The sequence below is a fragment of the Kutzneria sp. 744 genome, from assembly GCF_000568255.1.
Lineage (GTDB): Bacteria > Actinomycetota > Actinomycetes > Mycobacteriales > Pseudonocardiaceae > Kutzneria.
On sequence record NZ_KK037166.1, the window covers coordinates 500,314 to 526,017 of the forward strand.

The window sequence follows — 25,704 nt, forward strand, 5'->3', positions numbered from 1 at the left end:
TCGTGAAACGGCTCTCACTGTTCCTCGCCGCCGCGCTCGTGCTGGCGACGGCCCCAACGGCCCAGGCTTTGGGCAACGGCCTTGCCACAACCCCGCAGATGGGGTTCAACGACTGGAACGCCTACGGCTGCAACGTCTCCGAGACACTGATCAAGTCGACGGCCCAGGCCATGCACGGCAACGGCATGCAGGCCGCCGGCTACCAGTACGTCAACATCGACGACTGCTGGCTGACCCACAATCGCGACCGCAACGGCAATCTGGTGCCCGACCGGACCAAGTTCCCCGACGGGATCGCCGGCACCGCGAGCTACGTGCACTCCCTCGGCCTCAAGCTCGGCATCTACGAGGACGCCGGCACCGCCACCTGCGCCGGCTACCCGGGCAGCCTCGGGCACGAGCGGCAGGACGCCGCCCTGTTCGCATCCTGGGGCGTGGACTACCTGAAGTACGACAACTGCAACAACACCGGCGTCAGCGCGCGATCGCGCTACACCGCGATGCGCGACGCGCTGGCCGCCACCGGCCGACCGATCCTGTTCAGCCTGTGCAACTGGGGCCAGGAGAACGTCTGGACCTGGGGCGCCAAGGTGGGCAACAGCTGGCGAACCACCGGCGACATCTCGCCGAGCTTCAGCTCCATGCTGGGCATCTTCCACGCCAACGTGCGCCTGAACAGCTACGCGGGCCCCGGCGGCTGGAACGACCCGGACATGCTGGAGATCGGCAACGGCATGTCGGCCACCGAGGACCGCGCGGAGTTCAGCCTCTGGGCCGAGATGGCGGCGCCGCTGATCGCCGGCACCAACATCGCTAAGGCGAGCAGCACCACGCTGAGCATCCTGTCCGACAAGGCAGTCGTCGCGGTCGACCAGGACTCACTGGGCAAGCAGGGCCGGATGGTGTCGTCCACCGGCGGTCATGACGTGCTGGCCAAGCCGCTGGCCAACGGCGACGTGGCCGTAGCGCTGTTCAACGAGACCAATTCCACCGCGACCATCGGCACCACCGCCGCCGCGGTCGGCAAGGCCGCAGCCACCCGCTACGGCTTGGCCGACCTGTGGTCGGGCGCGAAGTCCAGCACCACCGGCACGATCTCCGCGTCGGTGCCGGCACACGGCGTCGTCATGTACCGGCTTTCCGCCGGGTGATCACCGTGCCGTGAGCAGAGAACAACTTGAGCCCGTTCGTGCTGTCCGCGTAGCACCACGAAGCCGGTGCCGGCGTAGCGGTGGAATCCTGTGCGCGAGAACGCGGTCGAGTGCTCGATGACTTGTCGGCGCCATTGCTGGTTAGTCCAAACAGGACCGTCTCCCCCGCGCGCTCGACCTGATCGACGGAGCGGTCGGTGGCATCGCCGAACGCTGCCCGGTACAGACCAGGTTCACCGCGGCCCGCGAACGGCTCGTCCATCTGTAATTTTCAGCTGATCCCGAGGTCCCGATCGAGGCCGGGAGCCGTGGCCGCAACCGCCGGCGATGTCCGTCGCGGGCCGAAAACCCTGGCACGGCGCACGATCCGAACTCGAGGTGACCGCGCGTCCCCGCTCCGGCACTCCGCCGCCGAGCCGCCAACCCTTGAACTGATCTTGGGTACGGACTTCCATCTCAGTGGACAGGTAAGCGCTTTCCAGTGCCGAGCGCGCACATCCGGAACCCCGATCGGAGGACGTGAAATGCTGAGCAGAACCGTCAGGTGGGCGATCGTCGCGCTGCTGCTTCCCGTCACGGCCACCCTCATGTTCTTCGCCGACCACGGCACAGCGACGGCGGCCCGTGCCGACACGGGCGCCGCCGCCCCGACGCTCCAGAACGACATCTTCTGGAAGGACACTTCCGGCAACCCGATCTACTCACAGGGCGGCGGGGTGCTGAAGGTCGGCGGCACGTACTACTGGTACGGCGTGAAGTACAACGGGGCACCCACCTACTACAACGACCCGGCCAAGGGAAAGAACGGCGACGTCTCCTTCAACGCGATCCCCTGCTACTCCTCCACCGACCTGGTGCACTGGAAGTTCGAGGGGAACGCGCTGACCGCCTCCGACGTTGGCGGCGGCGGCTGGGTCGGCCGGGTAGGCGTCGCCCACAATCCCACCACCGGCAAGTACGTGCTGATCTCGCAGGGGCGCGGCGGGCTCATGTTCGCCACGAGCAGCTCTCCAACCGGTCACTTCGCCCTCGCAGGCACCCAGTCGAGCATCGGGAACGTCAGCACCGGCATGTCCGGCGACCAGTCGGTCTTCACCGACGACGACGGACGGGCCTATCTGGTCTTCAGCAACTCCAGCGGCCGGTCCCACCTGTATGTCGCACCGTTGCGCACCTCCGACTTCCTGCACGTCGAGTCGGCCGTGAACATCTACAACAGCTCGTCGGGCGGGCGCGAGGGCAACATCATGTTCAAGCACGGCGCGGTGTACTACTTCTGCTCGTCGGACCTGCACGGCTGGAACGCGTCGCACACGTACTGCATCCAGTCGACGAAGATCTCCAGCTCGTATTCCTCGGAATACGTGCTCCAGGGCACGGACGCCGACTTCTCGCACGTGACGCAGACCGGCCTCGCGTTCGAGGTGACCGGCTCGTCGGGATCGTTCGTCATGTTCGGCGGCGACCGCTGGAGCGACTTCGCCGGCAACGGCCTCGGCTACAACGACTGGGTGCCGGTCACCTTCAACGGCACGACCCCGGTCTTCCACTCGCTCAACGAATGGAACATCGACGCCGCCGCCGGCACCTGGTCGGTCGGCAGCGGCAACAACCACGTGCTGAATCCGAGCGCCGAGGCCGACCGGGTGGCGCAGACCGCGCTGGCCGGCTGGACCAACTCCGGCGCCGCGAACGGCAACCACCTCGGCGGACACACGGGCCGCTGGGCGCTGTCGCAGCGTTCCTCCTCCGCCTACAACGCGAGCATGTACCAGAACATCTCGCTGCCCAACGGCACCTACACGCTGTCGGCCTGGGTCGAGAGCAGCGGCGGGCAGAAGACGGCGAACATCTTCGTCAGGAACTTCGGCGCCGGCGAGATGGACCACTCGATCAACCAGTCGATCGGCGGTTGGACGAAGGTCAGCATCACCGGCATCACCGTGACCAACGGGACGATCCAGGTCGGCGTGTCCTCCAATGCGGGCGCGAACAACTGGGTCAACGTCGACGACTTCAGCCTGGTCCAAGCCGGCTAGCGGCGGACCGTCCAATCACGACACCGGTGCCGAACATGGGGCCCGGGGCCGACCTGAACGGCTTCACCGCGGCGTGAAGCACTGACAACAGCTGCTTCGGCACTATTTCAGGAGGTAGTGAAGCAATGCGACAACATCGGGGACGCTGGTCCCGGTCGACGGGGGCCGTGCTGGCCGCGGCCGTGCTGGCCTCGACCGCGGCGCTGACCTTGGCCGGTCCGGCCTCGGCCCGGCCAACCACCTCGAATCCGGCCACCGCGTCCGTCAAAAGCACCCAACGCGGCCCCAACCCCACCCTCGCGATGATCGAGGCGTCCCGGGGCCCATTCGCCACCGCGCAACAGAATGTGGCCCCGGGCAACGGTTTCCACGGGGGCACGGTGTACTACCCGACCGACACCAGCCAGGGCACCTGGGGGGCGCTGGCCATCATCCCCGGGTACACCGCGAGGTGCGTCAACCAACCCGCCCCCGAGGAGGCGTGGATGGGGCCATGGCTGTCCTCGTTCGGGTTCGTGGTGATCTGCATCGAGACCAACAGCCCCAACGACTTCGACACCGCGCGCGGCCAGGAGGCGCTGGCGGCGCTGAACTGGCTGACCACCCGAAGCCCGGTCAAGAACCGGGTCGACCCCAACCGGCTGTCGGTGATGGGCCACTCGATGGGCGGCGGCGGCGTGGTCTACGCGACCGAACATCAGCCCTCGCTCAAGGCCGGCATCGGACTGGCGCCGTACTCCCCGTCGCAGAACATGTCCAGCGACCGCGTCCCGACGCTGGTGCTCGGCGGCCAGAACGACCCGACCGTGACACCGTCCTATCTCAAGGGCCTGTACGCCACCATGCCGTCGACGACCAAGAGCGCGTTCGCCCAGATCGCGGGGGCCGACCACGAGTTCTACCGCACCGCGAACAACGTCATGATGAAGCTGGTCATCCCGTGGCTGAAGATCTTCGTCGACAGTGACAACCGCTACGAGCAGTTCCTGTGCCCGAAGCTGCCCGACGCCGCCAAGATCTCCATCTACCAACCCAAGTGCCCCTACATCTGACGACAAGTGCGACTCCCGCGTCGAGCGCCGACGCGGGAGCCGCCGTTCGCCCGGTCCCGAATCGGGAAGAGTTTCGACATGCTCAAGAATGAAAGAGAGGAGGGAATACCCATGCTTTCACGAGCAGGCAAGACAAGAAGCATCATCCTTACCGCCGTATTGACGGTTGCCGTATCCACATCCGGCCTGACAGGTCAGGCTTCGGCCGACACCACGGCACAGGAAGGCGCATCGCAGATTGTTGCCGACATGGGCGCGGGCTGGAACCTGGGCAACCAACTGGAGGCCAGCTCCAACGGATACCCCAGCGAAACCGCCTGGGGTCAGCCGACCGTGACGCAAGTGATCATCGACAAGGTGAAGGCGGCGGGATTCAAGACGATCCAAATCCCGGTCTCCTACCTGAAAACATAGGACCCGGTCCGAACTACACGATCAACCCTTCCTGACTGAACAGGATCCAGGAGGTCGTCAACTACGCCTACAACCGAGGCCTGCATGTGTTGATCAACATGCACGGCGATGGCTACAAGACCGTCAGCAACTCGTGGTTGATCTGCGACTCGTCCAACCAGACGACAATCAGGGCCAAGTACCAGAAGAACTGGCAACAAATCGCGAACAAGTTCCAGAACTACGACCAACACCTGATCTTCGAATCCATGAACGAGGAGTTCACCGGGCAGTACGGCAACCCCACCCAACCGTGCTACTCGAACATCAACAGCTACAACCAGATCTTCGTGGACACCGTACGGAAAGCCGGCGGCAACAACAACGGTTCACGATGGCTGCTCATCCCCGGCTGGAACACCAACATCGACTACACCGCCGGGAACTACGGCTTCACGCTCCCCACCGACAAATACCGTTCCTCCTCCGTCCCCGGAAATGAACAGCGGATCATGATCTCCGTTCATTACTACGACCCCTGGGACTTCACCGGAGCGGACAGCGGCGCCAGCACGCAGTGGGGACGAGCCGCGACCAATCCGTCGAAGAGGTCGACCTGGGGCCAGGAGGACCATCTGGACGCACAGTTGAAGAAGATGCACGACACCTTCGGCGTCAAGGGATATCCGATAGTTGTCGGTGAATACGGTGCGAACGACAAGACCTCATCCGACTCGTCGAACAACAAGTATCGCGCGAACTATGCCCACGCCGTGGTGGCCACGGCCAAGAAGTATGGCGAAGCCACCATTTACTGGGACAACGGCGCCACCGGCCAGTACGGGTTCGGACTCTTCGACCGACGCTCGTACGCGGTGACCCAACAGGGCATCATCAATGCCATTATGAGCGGCCTTGGCGGCGGCGCCCGGTCGGCCATGTGAAGTGGAACACGGAAGCGACAACCCCAGCGCGGGGCCGCCGTTCCGAAATTGACGTGACAAAGGTTCCCGCACACCGAAGGAATCGAGGACCGTCGCCATCGCGCGGAATGGTTTTCCTTGGCGGCACAACAAAGGGGACCGTCGAGCACACGAGTGTCACCAGGACGTCGGCGGCAGCGTGTCGCCGTGAAAGTAGCTGGAGGTAGCACGCTATGCGCCGGATCGAAGTGCATGCAGGGCGGGCGGGGACCCGCTCGTTGGGCCAGGTGTGGAGGTGGTTCGCGGTCGCGGTCGGTCTCGCGGTCGTCACCGCCGTGGCCGGGGCGGTTCCGGCGACGGCCGCCGAGAATCCGCACCAGCCGGGACAGGTCCAAGTAGCCGAGAACCTCTACCAGCGCGGCCCGGACCCGACCAAACAGAGTGTCACCACAGCGGGCACCTTCGCCACGGCCACGATGAACGTGTCGGAGTTCCGAAAGGGCGTGATCTACTACCCGACCGACACCAGTCACGGCACCTTCGGCGCGATCGCGTTCATCCCCGGCTACAACGGCTCGTGGGCCGCGCTGGAATGGACGGGACCCTGGCTGGCCTCGTTCGGGTTCGTCGTGATCGGATTCGAGGCGGCCAACCCCGGCGACGGGGACGCCGCCCGCGGCACACAACTGCTGGCCGCGTTGGACTACCTGACCCAGCGCAGTCCGGTACGCGGCCGGATCGACCCCAACCGGACGGCGGTGATCGGCCACTCGATGGGTGGCGGCGGGGCCATGTCCGCGGCGTCGAAGCGTCCGTCATTGAAAACCGCGATCGGGCTGGCGCCGGCCATCTTCTCGACGAACATGAAGACCCTGAAGGTGCCCGCCATGGTGATGGTCGGACAGAAGGACACGACGGTCTCGCCGTCGTACGCCAAGAACTTCTACAACCAGATTCCGACGAAGAAGGCGTACGTCGAACTCACCGGCGCCACTCACGGCTTCCCCAGCTGGAAGCCGAACTCGGTGATGATGCGCAAGGTCGTCCCCTGGTTCAAGGTCTTCCTCGACAACGACGCCCGCTACACCCAGTTCCTGTGCCCACAGCTCGACTCGACCGGCGTCAGCGCCTACCAGAGCACCTGCCCGCTCCTGCCCGGCGGGTCGGCCTCCACGTCCACCGACCACGAAGCGGTGAACCCCGCAGCCGTGCACACCGGCGCCATCAACTCCCACTATCCGGGCTGATCCGCACCGGCCCCGACGCCGTCGGGGCCGGTTCCGTGCCGGCACCCGGTTCACGGTCGTCCCGGCCGCGGCCGGGACGACGACGCGCTTCGACCGCCCACTGCCGCCCGGTGCAGGACAATCCAGGTCTCACCGCCCGTAGGCCAAAGGTGACGAGCGCCGCGCTGTTCGTGGCCGTCTTTCTGGCCTGCGCGGTCGAGGCCGTCGAGGCGCTGACGATCGTGCTCGCGGCCGGCACCGCCCGCGACTGGCGGTCGGCGTTGTGGGGCGTCGGCGCGGGCCTGTCGGCTCTCGCCGTGATCGTCGCCGCGCTCGGGCCGGCGCTGACCGCCATCCCCATCGACGCCCTGCGGATGGTCATCGGCGGCCTCCTGCTGATCTTCGGCCTGCAGTGGCTGCGCAAGGTGATCCTGCGCGCCACCGGCCACAAGGCCCTGCACGACGAGTCGCGCATCTTCGACGAGACGCTGGCGGCGGCCCGCTCGGCCGACAGCCGCCGCAGCGCAGTGATCGGCGACTGGTACGCGTTCACGCTGTCGTTCAAGGGTCTTCTGCTGGAAGGGCTCGAAGTGGCCTTCATCGTGTTGACCTTCGGCGTCAGCCAGGGCGGCATCGGCACGGCCACCGTCGCAGCACTGTGCGCCGTCGCACTGGTCACCGGTGTCGGAATCGCGGTCATGGCCCCGTTGGCCAGGGTGCCCGAGAACGGGCTGATCGCGGTGGGACGACGGAAGGTGACGGCATGACCAGGCTCCGACGGTTTCTGTTCTTCTGGTACGACTTCGTCGTCGGCGACGACTGGCGGATGGCGGTCGCCGTCGTGGCCGCGCTCGTGATCACGTTCGTCCTCGCCGGCGCGGGATTGCCGGCCTGGTGGGTGCTTTCGCTCGCCGTCCTCGTCGTGTTGCCGTTGAGTCTGCGCCATGCCACACGTGACCGTTGACCGTCGCCCACTGACGGTCGCCGGCGTGCCGGCAGTCCTGCCGATCCACGGTTGACTCGTCGCTCACCGGCAGCCACCGGTGACCGCGGTCGCCGTCGCGCTGACGGACACGGCCACGCCCGCCGGCCCTCTGACGTGGTCGGCGGCTGGTTGTTCGCCACGGTCTGGCTCGCCATGACCTGGTCGTTGCCCGCCATCACCGGTCCGCGTCGCACTCCGCCGGCCGACGCGACCGAGGACCTCGGTGACGAGGCCGCCTGAGCCGGATCCGCCCAGGGACTTCTGGAGGCTGTGATGTGCCCCGGGTTTCTCGCTTCGAGACAGCGGCGCGAGCTTTCCTCGGGTCGTCGCGATGGACATGCTCTGCCGGCTCGACCCCGGCTTTCCGCCGCCGGGCCATCGGGAGAACACCGGACGTGGCCCGGCTGAACAGTCCGTGTCCGCCGTCAACGGTCAAAAGCGGACGATGCTCCATTCGGTCATCGCCTACTACAGGACTGTCGAAGTTCGGGCCGGTGACGCTTACGCTGCCTGCCGGCACACCCACCGGACCCGGCTTCCCACAAGGAGAAACAATGCGCAGAGGGCTGATGGTCGCGGTCCTGGCGGCGACCGCGCTCGTCGGGTCCACGGCCGGGGCCGCGTCGGCCCTGCCGGTCGCCCCACACGCGATTCCCCGTCCGGACCACGTCGTCGTGGTGTTGGAGGAGAACCACTCGTACGGCGACGTCATCGGCAGCTCCAGTGCGCCGTACCTCAACTCGCTGGCCGCCGGGGGCGCGTCCTTCACCCAGTCGTTCGCGATCACACACCCCAGCGAGCCGAACTACCTGGCCCTCTTCTCCGGCTCCACACAGGGCCTGTCCGACGACTCCTGCCCGCACACCTACAGCGGCGCCAACCTCGGTCAGGAGACCATCGGCGCCGGACTCACCTTCACCGGTTACTCCGAGTCGATGCCCTCGGCCGGCTACACCGGCTGCACCAGCGGCAGCTACGCCCGCAAGCACAACCCGTGGGTGAACTTCACCACCGTGCCGGCCGCCTCCAACCAGCCGTTCACCAGCTTCCCCAGCGACTTCACCACGCTGCCGACCGTGTCGTTCGTCGTCCCCAACCTGCAGAACGACATGCACGACGGCACCGTGCAACAGGGCGACACCTGGCTGCGCAGCCACATGGACGCCTACGCCCAGTGGGCCAAGGCGCACAACAGCCTGTTGGTCGTGACCTGGGACGAGGACGACAACAGCGCCAACAACCAGATCCCGACGATCATCACCGGCGCCGGGGTTACCGCCGGAAAGTACAGCGAGACCATCAACCACTACAACGTGCTGCGCACCCTGGAGGACGCCTACGCCCTGCCGCGCGCCGGCGCCAGCGCCTCGGCCACCCCGATCACCGACATCTTCGCCGGCCAGACCGGCGGCGTGACCGTCGCCAACCCCGGCAACCAGACCGGCACCGTCGGCACGGCCACGAGCCTGCAGATGCACGCGACCGACTCCGGGTCGGGTCAGACCCTGACCTACTCCGCCTCCGGTCTGCCCGCCGGTCTGTCGATCGACTCCTCGACCGGACTGATCTCCGGCACACCGACGACGGCCGGCAGCAGCACTGTCACCGTCACCGCGACGGACACGGCAAACGCCAGCGGCAACACGACTTTCGGCTGGACCGTCGGCCCCGCGTCCGGTGGCTGCAGTGCCGCGCAGAAGTTCGGCAACCCCGGCTTCGAGACCGGCGCCGCGCCGCCGTGGACCGCCGCCTCGGGCGTGATCTCCAACAACAGCGGAGAGTCCCCGCACAGCGGCTCGTGGTACAGCTGGCTCGACGGCTACGGTTCCTCGCACACCGACACGCTGGCCCAGACCGTCACGCTGCCCACCGGCTGCACGAGCTACCAGCTCGGCTTCTGGCTGCACATCGACACCGCCGAGACGACGACCACCACCCAGTACGACAAGCTGACCACGCAGGTCCTCAACGCCTCCGGCACGGTGCTCGGCACACTGGCGACCTTCTCCAACCTCAACCACAGCACCGGCTACGCCCAGCACACCTACGACCTGTCCGCGTACGCCGGCCAGACGATCACCATCAAGTTCACCGGCGCCGAGGACTCCAGCCAGCAGACGTCCTTCGTGCTCGACGACACCAGCCTCGCGGTGTCCTGACCGTCAGGACGGCCGGGCGCAGTTCCGGTGGATCGTGGCACCTGTGGGGTTTCCAAAACCCCACAGGTGCCAGAAGCTTCAGGTCTGCCAAGAATTGGCCGGCCGGGGTGAGCGAACCTCGCGGGAGCGGCGCAGCCGTCGACCGTTGTAGCGCCGGCCGGCCGTGGCGAGCATGACATCCTGAAGGCCGCTTCATTCGCACGATCGGCGGATTTGCGAACGTCCGTCACCGACCAGCCCGGCGAATTCGTCCGTTTCGTGAGCAATGGTCGCAACGTCCGCGCATCCGTGGCCGGATGTGAGTCAGACACGACTTCCGTCGGTGGCTGCCCGTCTTGCCGTCGTCCTACCATCGTCCAGCGCGCACTCCAGTGGCTCGGGTACCCCTGCGACCAATGGTGACCCCTGAACGGAGATGGCTCATGAACCCTGCACGCCATCAACAGCGGGCGAGGAGGCTCGCGGCGACCGTCGCCGGCGTTCTCGTCGCCGCCCTCGGGTGGGCAGTGCCGACGGCGACCGCCCACGCTGCCCCGACGATCGCCGCCCGACCGGCGGCACACCTCGGCGCGACCGCCCAGTCCCTGCTCGGCGACCGCACCATCGGCTTCTACTACGACAACGCCAGCAAGCAGCTGATCGTCACCGTCACCGACGACGCCGCAGCCGCGCAAGTCCACGCCCTGGGCGCAGTGCCGGTCAAGGTGCCCTACCACGCGTCGGAACTCGCCGCGGTGACAACGCAATTGGCGCTGAAGGCACGAATTCCCGGCACGGCGTGGCGGATCGACCCCCGCACCGGCCAGGTGCTGGTCACCGCCGACTCGACCGTCACCGGCGCCAAGCTGGCCTCCTTGACCAGCGTGGTCAAGGAACTCGGCGACAAGGCTCGGCTGAAGATCACTGCCAGCACACTGCGGCCGCTGATCGCCGGCGGCGACGCCATCTGGGGCCAAGGACTGCGCTGCTCCCTGGGCTTCAACGTCCACGACTCCAGCGGCAACCCGGCGATCCTGACCGCCGGCCACTGCGGCGTCGCGACCAACGACTGGTGGGCCGACAGCGGCAACAACGAGCACATCGCCACCACCGCGCAGGCGGACTTCCCCGGCACCGACTACTCCTACGCGACCTACGACCAGGGCGTCGACGCCCCCAGCGCGGTCAACACGGGCCAGCAGATCTCCCAGGCCGGTGACGCGACCGTCGGCGAGCAGGTGACGCGCAGCGGCTCCACCAGCGGCGTGCACCGTGACCGGCCTCAATGCCACCGTGAACTACCAGGAAGGCAGCGTCAGCGGCCTGATCGACACCGACGTGTGCGCCGAGCCCGGCGATAGCGGCGGCTCGATGTACGACGGTGACACCGCGCTCGGTCTCACCTCGGGCGGCAGCGGCGACTGCCAGTCCGGCGGCGAAACGTTCTTCCAGCCGGTGCCGGCCGCGCTCAGCGCGTACGGCCTCACGCTGCCCTGACGAATCCCTGTCGGCGTCCGGCGAACCGCCGGGCGCCGACAGGGCCGTCATCTCACGGACGGTACATGAGCACCGCTCATACCCGCTGTCGCCCCGATGCTCGGAGCAATCAGGCATCGATCATCGACGCGGTGCTCACAGTGCTGCTACGCCCTCGGTACAGCCAGAATCCGGAGCGCGACAGGAGCGTTCGATCAGGCGGTGCAAGAGGGGCTGCCTGTCGCTCTGTTCGCCAGCCCCGTCGCCGTTACCTGTGGGGTGCGTGACGTTCTGATCAGGTGTACTCGTGCTCAGCGTTGATCCGCTGCGCTTCGTGGAGCTGGTCTTCCAGGGTGATGATCCGACAGGCCGCGCCCAGGGCCGTGCCCTGATCGACCAGCTCCCGCACCCGGGCGGCGATCCGCAGTTGGTGGCGGGAGTAGCGGCGATGCCCACCGGTCGAGCGCGCCGGCTCGATCAGCTCGGCCTCGTCCAGGCTCCGCAGAAAACCCGCCGTGGTGCCCAGCATCTCCGCGGCACGGCCCATGGTGTAGGCCGGGTAGTGCTCATCGTCGAACCTGTCGGCCGCACTCGCACCGGCCGCGTCTCGCTGACCAGGGATCATCGCGCCTCCACATCATGAGGGGCCCCGGCGCAGACAGCGCCGGGGCCCCAGGGGTTTGGGTTTGATCACCATCAACCGACCGAAAGATCGGCTTTCACTGTCCGCGTGGCCCGCCTGAGAGGCAGAACCCGCGGGGATCGCATACGCGTGACCGAAGACCACCTTCCAATCCGATGGGACTGCGGCACCCGCCCGGCGCGACACAACCTGAAGCGGGCGATCCGACGGCGTGCAACCCTTCCCTTCTCCTCTGACTACCTCATACGCACTGCGGATACTGCATGTACTGCGGATACAGCGACTTGCTGAACTGCGACTTGCTGAACTGCCACTCGCACTTGCCGAACTACTGCGTGACTGTCGTGCTTGTCCTTTCACGACGACCACGTCTGAACCCCTTACCGAATTGGGCCCAGCACCTGACGCCGCTGGTCACCCACCAGAACCCCGTCCACTGATCGGCTCCGGCGCACCTGACCGTCTAACACTTCACTTGCGTCCCGCGGACAGGTCGAACATCGCCCGCGTCCTACTGTCGTGCCGTATGCGTTCGCAACTGCCATCACCGCGCGAGACCAGGTGAACAGTCTGGCCCCCTTCGGCTCACTGCCTCGGTCACCCGCCGGAACCCCTTCCACTGACCGGCTCCGGCGCACCTGACCGTCTAGCCACTGCTCGCGGGTAGTTCGTCATCTCCCGCGTCGATCCCTCTTGCGTTTCTCTTTGCTTACGACCGTCCGCTGAGCCCTGGCGTATCTGCCCAGCACTACCACCGGTCCTTGGCCACCTACCGGAACCCCGTACCGTGATCGGCTCCGCTACGCCTGGCCGTCTTGCCTGTACTCCACGGGTAGTTCGTCATCTCCCGTGCCATCGGACGTTTTCTTCCCTCGTGCTGGGTAGAACACTACACACGCCCAAGGCCGAATGTCTACCCCGGTCACCATAGATTTGCTCGGACGGATGACCCACGTATGCCCCGACAGGCCACACGCGCCGCTGACCTGCGCAGACACCGACCGGCTCCTACGCCGGGGGCTCCTGCTGCGCCGCGAGCAGAGTGACCGTCCGACGCCGGTAGTCCACATCGGCCACCATCTGGTCCAGAACCCGCAGTGCCTCGGCCGCGTCCTGCGCCTGCACCCTGTCCCGCACATACCGCGCCAACCCGACCAACTCCTCGGGCCAGCTGTCCCACGTGGCGCGGGCCGCCTCGATCAGCGGACCCAGATGCTCGGTGCTCCACTGCCCTTCCGCCCCTTCCCGGCCCGCCTCCGTCGCCGGGTGTTCGCCGTCCCCGCGCCACCCGCACGAACACGACGCGACAAAGCCCTGCAACGAGCTGGTCTCCTCGGTCCACCCCGCGCTGACCGTGCCATCGGCGAGCTTGCGCGCGGCATGCCCCTCATGGTCGTCGACCTGCTGCGCGTACGGACCGGTGTAACGGATACCCATGATTTCCTCCCGCGGGCTTCCCTGTCCCCTCGACCTCGGCTGAGGATCCTGCCACCACGGTCCCGAAACCACCCGATGTCAACGGTGACGGCCAGCATCCAACGGCGAAGTTGCCGTGAACGGCTGGTCATCTGCAGCCGGCCCTACTCGGCGTCCTGCGCCTCGATCAGGTCGAGGTCGCGGACGCAGAAGCCGCGGTGCTCGAAGGTCTCGTTGAGCACCGTGCCGAGGCACTGCCGCACCAAGCGGCCGCGGGCGTACGGCGGCCAGACATCGTCGTCGGGCACCGGCGCTCGCGCTGCGAGTTGCACAGCGGTGACCTCGTCGAGCCAGGCCTCGAGCTCGGCGGCCTGTGCTTCACGCACGCTCACGATCTCATCGAGCGTCGGATCGAGCGAGAGATCAAGCCCATGTGCTCCACGGTAGGGCTCGACGGTCGGCCCGATGCCCATCGGCGTGAACAGCTCCGTCGAGCCCAGGCAACAGCGGCGGAACCACGAGTCGTGGACGAAGACCAGGTGGCGCATCGTCTGCACCGCCGACCACTCGTCGTTCACGCTGCGGCGCTCGATGCCAGGCGTACGGCGGATTCGCTCGACCGTGGCGGCCCAGCCGGCATGAAGCTGTCGCGATGCCTCGCGCAGATCGGCCGGGTCCTCGGAGCGAATCAGCACCCGCACCGGATGACGCCGGTCGAGCTCTGCCTCGACGTACCCGGTGACCTCGACACCGTTCACCACGAGGTTGGTGATGAGCCCGTCGATCACGGCATCCTGCATGACGACGCCGATCAGGCGTGCTCCGGTCAGGTCGCACTCGCGGAACTCCGCACCGTGCAGATCCTCGCCGACATACCGCGTCATGCTCCGCATACTAGTGTCCTGCGCCTAAAGTTCGTTGATTAATTGTAGGATTGACGGATGGCAGGTAGAGGCCGGCCGGTGGCCGCTGTGGTGTTAACCGACGAGGAACGCGAGACGCTTCAACGGTGGGCGCGGCGGGCGAAGTCGTCGCAGGCATTGGCACAGCGATGCCGAATCGTGCTCGGGTGCGCGGCCGGCGGATCCAATCAGGACGTCGCCGCCGAGTTGGGGATCTGGCCGCAGACGGTGGGCAAGTGGCGACGACGGTTCCTGGACAGGCGCCTGGAGGGCTTGGTGGACGAGCCACGTCCGGGCGCCCCGCGCAAGATCACCGACGAGCAGGTCGAGGAACTGGTGGTGGCCACGCTGGAACGGACCCCGGCCGATGCCACGCACTGGTCGCGGACCTCGATGGCGGCCGAGAGCGGATTGTCCAAGTCGACGGTCGGACGGATCTGGAAGGCGTTCAACCTCAAGCCCCACCAGGTCGACACCTTCAAACTCAGCAACGATCCGCAGTTCGTCGACAAGGTCCGCGACGTCGTCGGGCTCTACCTGAATCCGCCCGACAAGGCGCTGGTCCTCTGCGTCGACGAGTTGGGTCGGACCGGGGCGCGTTGACGTCCTTACGAACGTTACGTTTCCCCGGCCCGCCCGCCGAACCGGACGTGCCCATTCCTGAGCATCCGGCTCTCCACGAGCCCGTGTCAGCGGATCACTTTGCTGGTTCTGGCGTTATGACTGCCCAGGGTGTAGGGATGTTGGCCGCCCGGTATCGGTAACGGCTGACCGTCACCGTCTGGGGCTGGAACAACGTCACCTCGTCCTCCGTCGGTCGCCACCCCGGAAGGTAACGGCGCATGAGGACGGCCCACTTCGTTTTGTTGTGCCGCTTACGAATCCACCGCACTACCCGATGCCAGGCGTAATCATCGAGGTAGTGGAAGGTCGCCTTCGACACACCATGACGGAAGTAGACGCACCAACCCCGCAGCACCAAGTTGAGTTGGCGCAGCAGGGCGGCAAGTGTTGGATGCGACGACCTGCGGGTCAGCGCGCGGACCCGCCCGACGATCGAGGCCAGCGCCTTCTTCGACGGGTAGGTGTAGACCACGCGCTTGTCCGTGCCCCGCTTCCGTTTCCGCTGGATGCGGAACCCGAGGAAGTCGAAGCCCTCATCGATGTGACAGACCCTCGTCTTGGCTGCCGACAACCGCAGGCCCATCGGGGCCAACAGTCCGGCCACCACCTCCCGGAGGTCTTCGGCATGCCGCTTCGACCCGGACACCAGAACCACGAAATCGTCCGCGTAGCGAACGATCCGATAGGTGGCCGACCCCTTGCGGCGCGCCACGAACCGCCGATACGAGGTGCCGCTGGCCGCCCATGCCCGGGCGAAATGCTCGTCCAGGACTGACAGGGCGATGTTGGCCAGCAACGGAGACAGGATCCCGCCTTGGGGTGTGCCGGTACTGGTGTTCCTGACCACGCCGTCCTCGCTGAGGACGCCCGCATGCAGGAACGCCTTCACCAGAGCCAGAACACGTTTGTCCCCGACCCGACCACGCACCCGGTCCATCAGGGCCGGGTGGTCGATCATGTCGAAGCACGCCTCGATGTCCCCTTCCAGGACCCACTCATACGAGCGGGACGTGAACTGGTGGATCTCCGCGATCGCATCCTGGGCCCGGCGCCGAGGACGGAAACCGTAGGAACACGGTTGGAAGTCCGCCTCGAAGATCGGCTCCAGTACCAGCTTCAGAGCCGCCTGCACGGTGCGGTCCCGCGCGGTCGGGATACCCAAGCGACGCAGATTCGCGCTGCCCGGCTTGGGGATCATCCGCTCCCGCACGGGCATCGGGTCGAACCGCCGCTCCCTGAGATCTCGCCTCAAGGTGGGCAGGAACCACTCCTCGGCGGCGAACACGGCGTCCGGACGGACACCATCCACCCCCGCCGACCGCTTACCCTTGTTGCCCCTGACCCGCGTCCACGCCACAACGAGAACAGCCGGGTCACACACCAAATTGAACACGTCGTCGAACCGGCGACCAGGACCATCGATCGCCCACTGATGCAGCTTGGTCTGGATCCGCAGTACCCGCGCCTCGGCCTCCTCGACCGTCGGCCACAGCACACCCGTATTCACCGGTGATCTCCTGCCCTTCCGTTCCCATCGCCGCGGACTCGCTGCCGCCCTTCGCCATGTGGCCGGCTTTCCCGACCTCGGACTACTACGACGGCTCCGCCACGCCCCGGCCCGCTCAGCCGACGACGAGCCTGCCCGCACCCGACCTGGACGGCCAGCACGCGGGACCAGCCCGGGACGCTTCCCACGTTCACCACACACCGGTCGACGGGGTCGGTGCCCAGCTTTGCCCCTGCGACATCGCCACGAGTACGCCGCAGCCTTTCCTCGCGGCCTCCCTGCCGGCGTCTTCACCCGGCCCGAAAGTCACCCGCCCTGTCCCGGACATCCGGTCAAGACAGGTGTGCGTCGCGCTCCGGCCCGCATCCGCCAGGTTGGAGCCGGTGTATCTCTTGAGAGGCTTTAACCGCTGGTTCCTCACGTACACCTTTCCGTCTCGCTAGGTGAGCCCGAGCCGTCTGGCAGTGCCGGCCCGTCTCCTCGTTGTCAGGGCTGCTCCCACCCTCCCCGGCGCCTCCCGGATCAGGCTGCCCTCAGCTTCATCGACCTGCTGCGACAGGACGACGGCGGAGGTCTCTCACCTCCACCCGATAGTGCAGCGCCTCGTGGCGCACGAAGTCGCAGATCCAGGCGCTGGACCGGTCCGCGCCGATGCTGCCGATGATGCCCGGCCTGCCGCAGCGCCGTACCCATGACTACATCCGGCACGGCATCACCACCCTGTTCGCCGCGCTCGACGTGGCCAGCGGCGAGGTGATCGGCTCCATCCACCGCCGTCACCGCGCGGTGGAGTTCAAGAAGTTCCTCACCACACTGGACAAGCAGGTGCCCGCCGACCTTGACGTGCACCTAATCTGCGACAACTACACCACCCACAAACACCCCACGATCAACAAGTGGCTGGCCGCGCACCCCCGCTTCCACATGCACTTCACCCCGACCTACTCCTCCTGGCTCAACCAGGTGGAGCGATGGTTCGGCTTGCTGACCGACAAACGCCTGCGTCGAGCTGCGCACAAGTCCTTACGTGCACTGGAAAACGACATCCGCGACTGGATCACGACGTGGAACGCCGATCCCAGGCCGTTCGTGTGGACCAAGGACGCTGACGAGATCCTCGACCGCCTCGCCTCATATCTTGACCGAATTCCTGGCGCAGGACACTAGGTCCGAGCACCGACAACTCGACGAGTTCATCGAGGTGCACGCCAACCAGGCGCCCGATCTGCACGAACCTCTGCAGAAGGCCAAGGCCGACGGCTGGCGGACGGCTTTTCCGCTGTGGGTAGCCGATGTCGAACCCGGCTCGATGCACGACCTCACCCTGGCCCGCGAGCACCTGCTCGGCGCTTTGCACTGGGCCGCGTCCCAGCTCGAACTACCGACTCCGGCCGACGGCAGCTACGAAGGCTCGGGCATCGGCGTGCACACCACACTCCAACAACCTGCCGGTGATCAAGTACTCGACGTGGACAACGTACCTACAACGCGCTCCTCCGCGGACTGCGCTGCCTGGGTGAACGCGGCTTTGCGCTACTCACCGGCCGCTGGCGCACCCTCCACCACATCACCGCCGGCCCCCGCAAGATCGGCGACATCGTCAAAGCCGCACTCGTTCTCACCCATGTCGAACACGACCGACTCAGCTGATGTAGGGGCGATCACCTCATTGTGCTGGGGAGACTGGCCGCAGGCAAATGTTCTTGCCACCGCGCCAACGCGCACCGGCTCCACCACGTCGCTTGGAAAGCCATCCAAATGGAGTGCGAGTATCCGGCTGTCCGCGCGCACTGTGTCAAACGCCTGCGCTGCCGACCCGCGCTCACTAGCGTTGCCCCATGACCGGGATCAACGTGCATCCTGACCACCTGCGCAGCTCCGGCGGCAAGCTGGCTGCGTTCGGCGGCAAGCTCGCCGACGGCGGCCAGAAGCTGGAAACAGCAGGCCAGAACCTGGTCTCCCACGCCAGCAGCGACAGGTCCGGGATCGGCGCCGTTGTCGCCAAGGCCATGGGCGAAGGCGTGCAGATTACCGGCAAGGTCTTCGGCGAGGGCGGACGAGTCGTCGAAGGCGCCGGCAAGCGCCTGCACACCATGGCTGACCTGCACGAGGAGGCCGACCGGTCAGCCGCGAGCGCGCTGCGGAAGCACCACCCGGGCAGGGAAGGCAATATCGCCCCGCACGGTGGCGGAGTGCGCGCCGCCCGTCCGCTCGGACGGTCCTCCGGTCGAGACCGATCCGCGCGCAGCCACCTCGGCGGCAACCCGCGTGACCACGCAGTCGACGTCAACGGTCGGACGCTCAGCGAAGACCCGATCGACTTCGCCTCCGGCGAGGTGATCCTGACGCAGACCGATGTCGAGTTGCCGGGTGTCCTGCCCCTGGTGCTCAGCCGCACGCATGTCTCCTCCTACCGAGTGGGGCGAAGCTTCGGCCCTGCCTGGGCGTCCACAGTGGACCAGCGGCTCGAGGTCGATGGCGAAGGCGTGGTGTTCGTCGCTGCCGACGGTGTCCTGCTCGCCTACCCGACGCCACAGGACGAGGCGGTGCTTCCCGAAGAGGGGGCCCGGTGGCCACTGCGGCGGACGGTGGACGGATACCTTCTCGACAAGCCGGAATTCGCGGAGCACCTGCGTTTCGACGTCGATGGGACACTGCGGTCGATGGGCGATCGTCGGGGCCACGACATCGACTTCGTACGCGCCGCAGATGGCACGCTGACCCAGATCCGGCACTCCGGCGGGTACGTCGTCGGTGTCGAGGCCGCGGACGGCCTGATCACCGGCCTTTCGGTCGAGGGTCGACCGCTGGCGCGGTTCGGCTACGACAACGATCGGCTGGCCGAGGTGGTCAACGGATCGGGACAGCCGCTGCGGCTGCACTACGACGCCGACGGCCGGCTCGCGCAGTGGGTCGACCGTAACGGCATGTGGTACCGGTACCACTACGACAACACGGGCCGCTGCATCCTGGCAGAAGGCGCGGACGGCAATCTGACCTGCGCCCTTGACTACGACCGGGACAACCGCGTCACGTCGGCCACCGACTCGCAGGGCCATGTCACCCTGTACCAGTTCAACCAGGCCCGTCAGATCGTCTCGGTGATCGACCCGTTGGGCGCGCGGACGGTGTCCGAATGGGATCGCTACGACCGCCTGTTGTCGCGGACCGATCCGCTGGGGCACACAACGCGGCTGGAGTACACCGAGAACGGCGATGTCGCCCGGGTTACCAGGCCTGATGGTTCACAGGTGCTGGCCGAGCACAACGATCTCCGGCTGCCGGCCGTGGTCGTCGAGCCGGACGGGGCAGTGTGGCGCCGCGAGTACGACGATGTGGGCAATCTCGTCACTGTGACCGACCCGGCCGGCGGCGTCACCCGCTACACCTATGACGATTCCCATCATCTGGCCGCGATGACGGACGCTCGCGGCGCGGTCACCTCTGTCGAATGCGACGCCGCCGGGCTGCCCATCGCGGTCACCGATCCGCTGGGCGCACGCACCCGTTACGAACGCGACCGCCTCGGACGGGTCACCACGGTTGTCGATCCGCTCGGCGGCGTCACACGCCTGGAGTGGACCGGTGACGGTCAGCTCGCCACACGGGTCCACCCCGACGGATCGATCGTGCGTTGGACCTACGACGGCGAGGGCAATGAGATCGAACGCGTCGACCCGCACGGTGCGCTCACCCGCACCGACTACCGCGGGTTCGACATGCCGGCCGCGACCATCGACGCCACCGGCGCCCGCACCGAATACCACTACGACACCGAGCAGCGCCTTGCGTCGATCACCAACCCGGCCGGCCTTGTCTGGCGGTACGAGTACGACGCCGCCGGCCACCTGGTCGGCGAGACCGACTTCGATGGCCGGTCGACCCGCTACGGCCGGGACGCGACTGGACGCATGGCGTCGCGCACCAACGCGCTGGGCCAGACCACGACCTTCGTCCGGGACGCCTTGGGCCGCGTCGTCGAGCGGCATGCGATCGACGGCATCACGACCTTCGGCTACGACGCGGCCGATCGCGTCCTGTGGGCGACCAACACCGACGCCGACCTGACCCTGACCTACGACTCGCTGGGCAATGTCCTCACCGAGACGTGCAACGGACGCACGCTCACGTCGACCTACGACCCACTCGGCCACAAGACCACCCGCACCACTGCCTCCGGAGCCGTCTCGCGGTGGCGCTACGACGCCGCGGGCCAGCCTCTCGCCCTGACGGCGGCGGGCGCGACGTTGACCTTCGGCTACGACCCGGCCGGCCGCGAGATCAACCGGCGGGTCGGCGCGCTCAGCCTGAGCCAGACCTGGGATGCCGCACACCGCCTGCATACCCAAGCACTCACCGTGCCTGCCCCGGACAATCGCCCCCATCTGATCCAGCGACGTGCCTACACCTACCGCGCCGACGGCGCGGTGACGAACGTCGTCGACCAGATCGGCGGCGTGCGCACCTACGAGCTCGACCAGCTCGGACGCGCCGCCAGGGTCATCGCGGCCGATGTCGACGAGCGCTACGACTACGACCCCAGTGGCAACGTCGGCGGGCCGACTCGCGAGCACGTCGGTACGTTGGTCCGCGCCGCAGGCCTGATCCGCTACGAGCACGACGCGCAGGGGCGGATCATCGCGCGGCACAGCCGAACCCTGTCCGGGCAGCGGCGAACCTGGCGATACGCGTGGAACTCCGACGATCAGCTCGTCGCGGTGAGCACACCTGACGGTGTCACCTGGCGGTATCTCTACGACCCGCTCGGCCGTCGCATCGCGAAACTGCGCCTGACCGCCGACAACCACGTCGCCGAGCGCACCGACTTCTGTTGGGACGGCACGACAGTGGTCGAGCAGGCGCACTCCGGCGGACTGACGACGACTTGGGACTATCAGCCGGGCGAACACGTGCCGCTCACCCAGACCGAGCGCGACGCGACCAACCAGAGGTTCTACGCGATCGTCACGGACATGCTCGGCACACCAACGGAACTGGTCGAGGCCAACGGACGCCTGGCCTGGCGCCAGGCGACCACCCTGTGGGGCGAGCAGCTCGCCCCGTACGCGCCGGGCGCATACTGCCCGCTGCGGTTTCCCGGCCAGTACCACGACGTCGAAACCGGTCAGAACTACAACCTGCACCGGTATTACGACCCTACGGCCGGCAGTTACGCCAGCGACGACCCGCTCGGCGCGGACGGCGGTCCCAATCCTCACGCCTACGTGCCCAACCCGATGGACTGGTCCGATCCGCTCGGCCTCACGCCGTGTCCGAAGGGACGGTGGAAGGCTAGGGCGGACTTCTCACACAAGGGCACGATGAGCAAGAAGTACGATGCCCACGCCGCGGACTTCGGCGTCACCGGCAACCGGAGCAACGCGACCCTCGCACAGTTCGAGCAGGCCATGAAGAACCACATGACGGACCCGGACACCAAGATCTACCGGTACAACTATCGCGGGCAGGGTCCGGCGGTGGGCTTCATCAACCCGACCAGCCACAAGATGGTCATGCTGCACACCGACGGCAAGTTCTGGTCGGCGTACCAGTTGGGCGACAATCAGTTCATGAACATTGTCCACAAGGGATTCCTATGGTGAGCGACGCGGTGGCCGACTTCCGCAGGCGGTGGGGCGCGGGTTCCGTGGTTCCGCTGGCCGCCCACGACATCACCAGACGCCTGGGCATCCAGCCCGCCGACACCGTGATCGCCGGGCCCGACGGCGCGGTGCTGGTCACGACACAGGGATACGGATTGGTGGGGGGCACACCGGACTTCGTGCGGGAGCGCGTTCCCGAAGGTGTGGACGAGGCCCGGGCACGGTTCGTCCGCTACGCTCGCCGGACCGGGTCCGCGGTCCTCGTCGAGATCGCCGCCGAGTTTCCGCCCACGCGGCAGAGCTGGTCCAAGCCCGCGGACGTGGCCCCGGGAAGTGCCGTCGCCGAGCAGCTGGACCTCATGCGATCGTTCGCCGACGGCCAGACCCCGCCCGCCGACTTCGCCCGTCGCTGGCTCGCCGCCCGACGCCGTTCGCTCAGCGAGGGTGAGCGGACCAGGCCGCCACTGACAGAGATCCTGGACCGGATGTTCTCCGCATTGGACGACTACGCGATCGACCCAACCCTGCACGAGCCCGGCGACCTCACCGACGAGCAGCTCGCCGACGTTGCGCGCCGGGCGCTGGAGGAACTCGCCGACGCTTGATCCGCCGATGCCTGGCTGGAGCCCTACGAGCAGTGGGCAACAGCCGAGGTGCTACCGGGCCTCGGCCACCCGGCGGGATTTCACGGCTGCTCGAGTCGGCCGCCGACGCGGACGTCCCCGACAGCGATCGAATCAGGGCTCTCGGCGGTGGCCGTCGACGATGGTGGCGTGGCCGACGGATACTCAGATCGGTCGGGGCGCCTCCTTCAGACCGGAGAACACGGCGGAGATCAGCCGCCGGCCCTGAGCCACGCCGTCGTCGTTGTTCGCGACCCGCCACAGAAAACTCATCAGCATGATGATGTCAGCGGGGTCGTGCCCCGGCGCGATGGCGCCCTCGGCCACGCAGGCGTCGACCAACTTCGTCACGGCGGCAGTGGTCGGACCCCAGGACGCGGCGATGAGCTCCTGGGCCGCGGCACTGTGCAACGCGTCACCGAGGCCGTGCTTAATGCGGATGTAGGCCGACAGGGTCTCGAACCACTCGACGAAGGCGGCCTTCGCCGAGGAGTGCCGGGCCAGGACCTCGTCGGCGGTGGTGGTCAGGCGGTCGATGTCGTGCTGGTAGGCCGCCAGGATCAGGTCCTCGCGCGTGGGGAAATGGCGGTAGAGCGTGCCGGCGCCGACGCCGGCGCGTTTGGCGACCTCGCTCAGCGGCACGAGCGGATTCTCCGCGAACAGCTCGTGGGCCGCCTCGATGATCGCGACCCGGTTGCGCGCGGCGGCCTTGCGCTGCGTGCCGTAGGTGCTCGGCGTCTGGTCGGTCATGCCTCGATGATGCCCCACGCTTTGACATGCGGACAATCCTCCGCTAGTTTAGGGCGACATGCGGAGGATCGTCCGCGTGTTGGATCCCGGGAGGTCTCTCATGCGCCGCACGCTCACCGCACATCGACATGACGCCGAACCGGGCGACCCGGACGAAGCGGCCCCGACCCGCGCCCGCACCGCGCGAGGCGCCGAAGCGAGGTCGATCCTTCGGTCCGGTGCGGCCGCCCGGATCGGCGCGGTCCTGCTGTTCGTCGGCCCGCTGGTCTCGTGGGCGGCCGAGTTCGTCACGGCGGCGGCCTGGCAGCAGCCGCACTACTCGCCGTTCTACAACTGGGTCAGCCACCTCGGCCTGACCGGCCCGAGCCAGGTCGCGTTCGGGCAGGTGGGGAACTCCCCGCTGGGCGCGGTCATGGACACCGGCTGGGTGCTCTACGGCGCCCTGCTGATCATCGGCGCGCTGCTGTCCTTCGACCTGCGCCGGGGCGCGCGGCCGATCGCCGTCGTCGTGCTGGCCGTCCTGTCCGGCGTCGGCGTGTCGCTCGTGGGCATCTTCCAGGGATCCAACGCGAACGTGGCCAACGGCCTGATCGCCTTCCACCAGTTCGGCGCGCAGGGCGTGATGCTCGCCGGGAACATCATGGCGATCGTCGTCGGCGCCACCGGGGCCAGGATCGGCCTCGGCCATGGCCGCCGCGTGGCGAGCGTCGTGCTGGGCATCGTCGGCCTGGTCGCGTTCCCGGTGTTCATGGCCGACGTGTTCACCGGCTGGGAGTGGAACATCGGGATGTTCGAACGCGCGGTGATCTACCCGATCATGATCGGCCACGTCCTCCTGGGCAGCGGTCTCATCGCCGCACGACGGGTTTCGCGCCGCCAGCCGGTCGCCGTCGGCAGCTAGCGGCTCCAGCGAGCCGCCACGAACAACGAGAGTGAGGACACGACATGGCCCAGGTGCTGGTCACCGGGGGAACCGGCTACGTCGGCGGCTGGGCGATCGTCGCTCTGCTCCAGCGTGGCTACGACGTGCGCGCGACCGTGCGCTCGTCGTCCCGAGAGCAGGCGGTGATCGACGCGGTGTCCACCGAGGTCGATCCGGCCGGGCGGCTCACCTTCGCGCACGCCGACCTGATGGACGACAACGGGTGGGACGCCGCCATGGCCTGCGTCGACTTCGTCCTGCACGTCGCGTCGCCGCTGGGCAGCGGTGACGACAAGGACCCCGAAGCGCTGATCGTGCCCGCTCGCGACGGCGCGCTGCGCGTGCTGCGCGCGGCGACCCGCGCGCAGGTGAAACGAGTCGTGATGACCTCGGCCGCCAACGCGGCCAGTCCCATGTCCTACGCGACCGAGGGCGTCACCGACGAGACACTGTGGACGGTCGACGACCCGTCCCTACCGGCGTACCGACGGTCCAAGACGATCGCCGAGAAGGCGGCCTGGGACTTCATGGCTGCCCACGACGGCCCGACCGAACTGGTCACGGTGCTGCCCGGCGCGGTGCTCGGCCCCGTCCTCACCCCGGACAACGTCGGCACGGCGTCGATCATCCTGCGGATGCTGCGCGGACAGATGCGCGGCGCCCCCAAGATCGGCTTGGAGGTCGTCGACGTCCGCGACCTCGTCGACCTGCACATTCGCGCCATGACCGCACCCGATGCGGGCGGACAGCGGTTCCTGGGCACCGGGCCGTTCATCTGGATGGCCGACATCGCCCGTGCCCTCAAGGCCGGTCTCGGCGACAAGGCGGCAAAGGTCTCCACGCGGGAACTGCCGAACGTCCTCGTCCGGGTGATGGCGAGGTTCAGCCCGCCGTTGAAGTCGATCGTCATCTCGCTCGGCCGCCGCAACCGGCACACGACGGACAAGGCGCGAAGGATCCTGGACTGGACTCCACGTCCCGCCGAGCAGACCGCCGTCGACTGCGCGGAAAGCCTCCTCGGCCACGGGCTCGGGTGAGCGCTCGGCCGTGCCGTCGACGGGGACGCGTCCGGCTGCCCGTACGGCCCTCAAGGTTGACGGTCACGTGTGACTGTGAAACCGTCATTTTCGCAGTCACACCATCTGGCGGGCCGCCAGGCCGAGGCCGAACGCCGGGTGCTGCGCGCCGTGCTGCCGGGTGGCCGTACCGCGCTCGACGCCGGCGACGGACCGCCGGCCGAGCTGACCGTGTCCTGGACGGTCACGGTCGGCGTGCGACACCCGGTGTCGGCGGAGTTGACGCTGCCCGACCGGCAGCCCCGTGCCGCCGCG

23 protein-coding genes and 1 pseudogene are annotated in these 25,704 nt (G+C 67.5%); 19 read left to right on the forward strand and 5 right to left on the reverse strand.

Annotated features, from left to right (window positions below):
• The first annotated feature begins 2 nt into the window (after positions 1-2).
• The 11 genes from KUTG_RS02225 (at position 3) to KUTG_RS63015 (ending at position 11,404) form a co-directional block, all read left to right on the forward strand.
• The gene (locus KUTG_RS02225; protein WP_232240605.1) at positions 3-1,151 is read left to right on the forward strand and encodes a glycoside hydrolase family 27 protein; all 1,149 of its coding nucleotides are present in this window, start codon (positions 3-5) and stop codon (positions 1,149-1,151) included.
• Positions 1,152-1,675: 524 nt separating this feature from the next.
• Complete coding sequence (locus tag KUTG_RS02230) at positions 1,676-3,190, forward strand: family 43 glycosylhydrolase (protein WP_043714519.1); 1,515 nt, start codon at positions 1,676-1,678, stop codon at positions 3,188-3,190.
• Positions 3,191-3,315: 125 nt separating this feature from the next.
• Positions 3,316-4,242: a dienelactone hydrolase family protein gene (locus tag KUTG_RS02235; RefSeq protein ID WP_084578792.1), complete on the forward strand. Its 927-nt coding sequence runs from the start codon at positions 3,316-3,318 to the stop codon at positions 4,240-4,242.
• A 78-nt stretch (positions 4,243-4,320) separates the two neighbouring features.
• Positions 4,321-4,656 (forward strand): hypothetical protein, encoded by a 336-nt coding sequence (locus tag KUTG_RS63010; protein WP_232240606.1) that lies wholly within the window; start codon positions 4,321-4,323, stop codon positions 4,654-4,656.
• Positions 4,657-4,742: 86 nt separating this feature from the next.
• Positions 4,743-5,579 carry a glycoside hydrolase family 5 protein gene (locus KUTG_RS02240; protein WP_232240607.1) on the forward strand — a complete coding sequence of 279 codons (837 nt, stop codon included), beginning with the start codon at positions 4,743-4,745 and terminating at the stop codon, positions 5,577-5,579.
• Between the two features lie 212 nt (positions 5,580-5,791).
• Positions 5,792-6,805 carry an alpha/beta hydrolase family protein gene (locus KUTG_RS02245; RefSeq protein WP_084578793.1) on the forward strand — a complete coding sequence of 338 codons (1,014 nt, stop codon included), beginning with the start codon at positions 5,792-5,794 and terminating at the stop codon, positions 6,803-6,805.
• A 110-nt stretch (positions 6,806-6,915) separates the two neighbouring features.
• Positions 6,916-7,551 (forward strand): TMEM165/GDT1 family protein, encoded by a 636-nt coding sequence (locus KUTG_RS02250; RefSeq protein WP_157494252.1) that lies wholly within the window; start codon positions 6,916-6,918, stop codon positions 7,549-7,551.
• The gene (locus KUTG_RS02255) at positions 7,548-7,748 is read left to right on the forward strand and encodes a hypothetical protein (protein WP_043714521.1); all 201 of its coding nucleotides are present in this window, start codon (positions 7,548-7,550) and stop codon (positions 7,746-7,748) included. The genes KUTG_RS02250 and KUTG_RS02255 overlap by 4 nt, the downstream gene beginning before the upstream one ends.
• Before the next feature lie 575 nt (positions 7,749-8,323).
• A complete protein-coding gene (locus KUTG_RS55245) occupies positions 8,324-9,928 on the forward strand; it encodes an alkaline phosphatase family protein (protein ID WP_084578794.1) in 1,605 nt (534 codons plus the stop codon).
• A gap of 422 nt (positions 9,929-10,350) precedes the next feature.
• A complete protein-coding gene (locus KUTG_RS02265; RefSeq protein ID WP_232240608.1) occupies positions 10,351-11,268 on the forward strand; it encodes a S1 family peptidase in 918 nt (305 codons plus the stop codon).
• 10 nt (positions 11,269-11,278) lie between these two features.
• The gene (locus KUTG_RS63015; RefSeq protein WP_232240609.1) at positions 11,279-11,404 is read left to right on the forward strand and encodes a S1 family peptidase; all 126 of its coding nucleotides are present in this window, start codon (positions 11,279-11,281) and stop codon (positions 11,402-11,404) included.
• Between the two features lie 274 nt (positions 11,405-11,678).
• On the opposite strand, the gene KUTG_RS02270 is transcribed toward KUTG_RS63015, so the two are convergent.
• The 3 genes from KUTG_RS02270 to KUTG_RS02280 form a co-directional block, all read right to left on the reverse strand.
• Positions 11,679-12,008 (reverse strand): helix-turn-helix domain-containing protein, encoded by a 330-nt coding sequence (locus KUTG_RS02270; RefSeq protein WP_043714523.1) that lies wholly within the window; start codon positions 12,006-12,008, stop codon positions 11,679-11,681.
• A gap of 1,026 nt (positions 12,009-13,034) precedes the next feature.
• Entirely contained in the window at positions 13,035-13,463 is a 429-nt protein-coding gene (locus KUTG_RS52780) for a hypothetical protein (RefSeq protein ID WP_052393773.1), read from the reverse strand.
• Between the two features lie 143 nt (positions 13,464-13,606).
• Complete coding sequence (locus KUTG_RS02280; protein ID WP_043714525.1) at positions 13,607-14,335, reverse strand: DinB family protein; 729 nt, start codon at positions 14,333-14,335, stop codon at positions 13,607-13,609.
• 48 nt (positions 14,336-14,383) lie between these two features.
• Between KUTG_RS02280 and KUTG_RS02285 the strand changes: the two are divergent.
• Positions 14,384-14,923, forward strand: a pseudogene (locus tag KUTG_RS02285) (IS630 family transposase); the annotation flags it as partial.
• A 118-nt stretch (positions 14,924-15,041) separates the two neighbouring features.
• On the opposite strand, the gene ltrA reads toward KUTG_RS02285, so the two are convergent.
• Positions 15,042-16,475, reverse strand: coding sequence for a group II intron reverse transcriptase/maturase (gene ltrA, locus KUTG_RS02290; RefSeq protein WP_043714528.1), 1,434 nt, complete (start codon positions 16,473-16,475; stop codon positions 15,042-15,044).
• A gap of 624 nt (positions 16,476-17,099) precedes the next feature.
• Between ltrA and KUTG_RS02300 the strand changes: the two genes are divergently transcribed.
• From KUTG_RS02300 to KUTG_RS02310, 4 genes are all read left to right on the forward strand, one after another.
• Positions 17,100-17,642: an IS630 family transposase gene (locus tag KUTG_RS02300; protein WP_369794618.1), complete on the forward strand. Its 543-nt coding sequence runs from the start codon at positions 17,100-17,102 to the stop codon at positions 17,640-17,642.
• A 345-nt stretch (positions 17,643-17,987) separates the two neighbouring features.
• On the forward strand, positions 17,988-18,125 hold the full coding sequence (locus KUTG_RS65860) for a hypothetical protein (RefSeq protein WP_369794619.1): 138 nt from the start codon (positions 17,988-17,990) through the stop codon (positions 18,123-18,125).
• A 188-nt stretch (positions 18,126-18,313) separates the two neighbouring features.
• Positions 18,314-22,078 carry a DUF6531 domain-containing protein gene (locus KUTG_RS02305; RefSeq protein WP_052393776.1) on the forward strand — a complete coding sequence of 1,255 codons (3,765 nt, stop codon included), beginning with the start codon at positions 18,314-18,316 and terminating at the stop codon, positions 22,076-22,078.
• A complete protein-coding gene (locus tag KUTG_RS02310; protein WP_198046973.1) occupies positions 22,075-22,683 on the forward strand; it encodes a colicin immunity domain-containing protein in 609 nt (202 codons plus the stop codon). The genes KUTG_RS02305 and KUTG_RS02310 overlap by 4 nt, the downstream gene beginning before the upstream one ends.
• 183 nt (positions 22,684-22,866) lie before the next feature.
• On the opposite strand, the gene KUTG_RS02315 is transcribed toward KUTG_RS02310, so the two are convergent.
• Positions 22,867-23,451: a TetR/AcrR family transcriptional regulator gene (locus tag KUTG_RS02315; protein ID WP_043714533.1), complete on the reverse strand. Its 585-nt coding sequence runs from the start codon at positions 23,449-23,451 to the stop codon at positions 22,867-22,869.
• Between the two features lie 58 nt (positions 23,452-23,509).
• Here KUTG_RS02315 and KUTG_RS55830 point away from each other — a divergent pair, with 58 nt between their 5' ends.
• From KUTG_RS55830 to KUTG_RS60595, 3 genes are all read left to right on the forward strand, one after another.
• Positions 23,510-24,352, forward strand: coding sequence for a DUF998 domain-containing protein (locus KUTG_RS55830; RefSeq protein WP_198046974.1), 843 nt, complete (start codon positions 23,510-23,512; stop codon positions 24,350-24,352).
• A gap of 44 nt (positions 24,353-24,396) precedes the next feature.
• The gene (locus tag KUTG_RS02325) at positions 24,397-25,410 is read left to right on the forward strand and encodes an NAD-dependent epimerase/dehydratase family protein (RefSeq protein ID WP_043714535.1); all 1,014 of its coding nucleotides are present in this window, start codon (positions 24,397-24,399) and stop codon (positions 25,408-25,410) included.
• Between the two features lie 75 nt (positions 25,411-25,485).
• Positions 25,486-25,704 (forward strand): hypothetical protein (locus tag KUTG_RS60595; protein WP_198046975.1); only part of this gene is annotated, 219 nt, incomplete at its 3' end.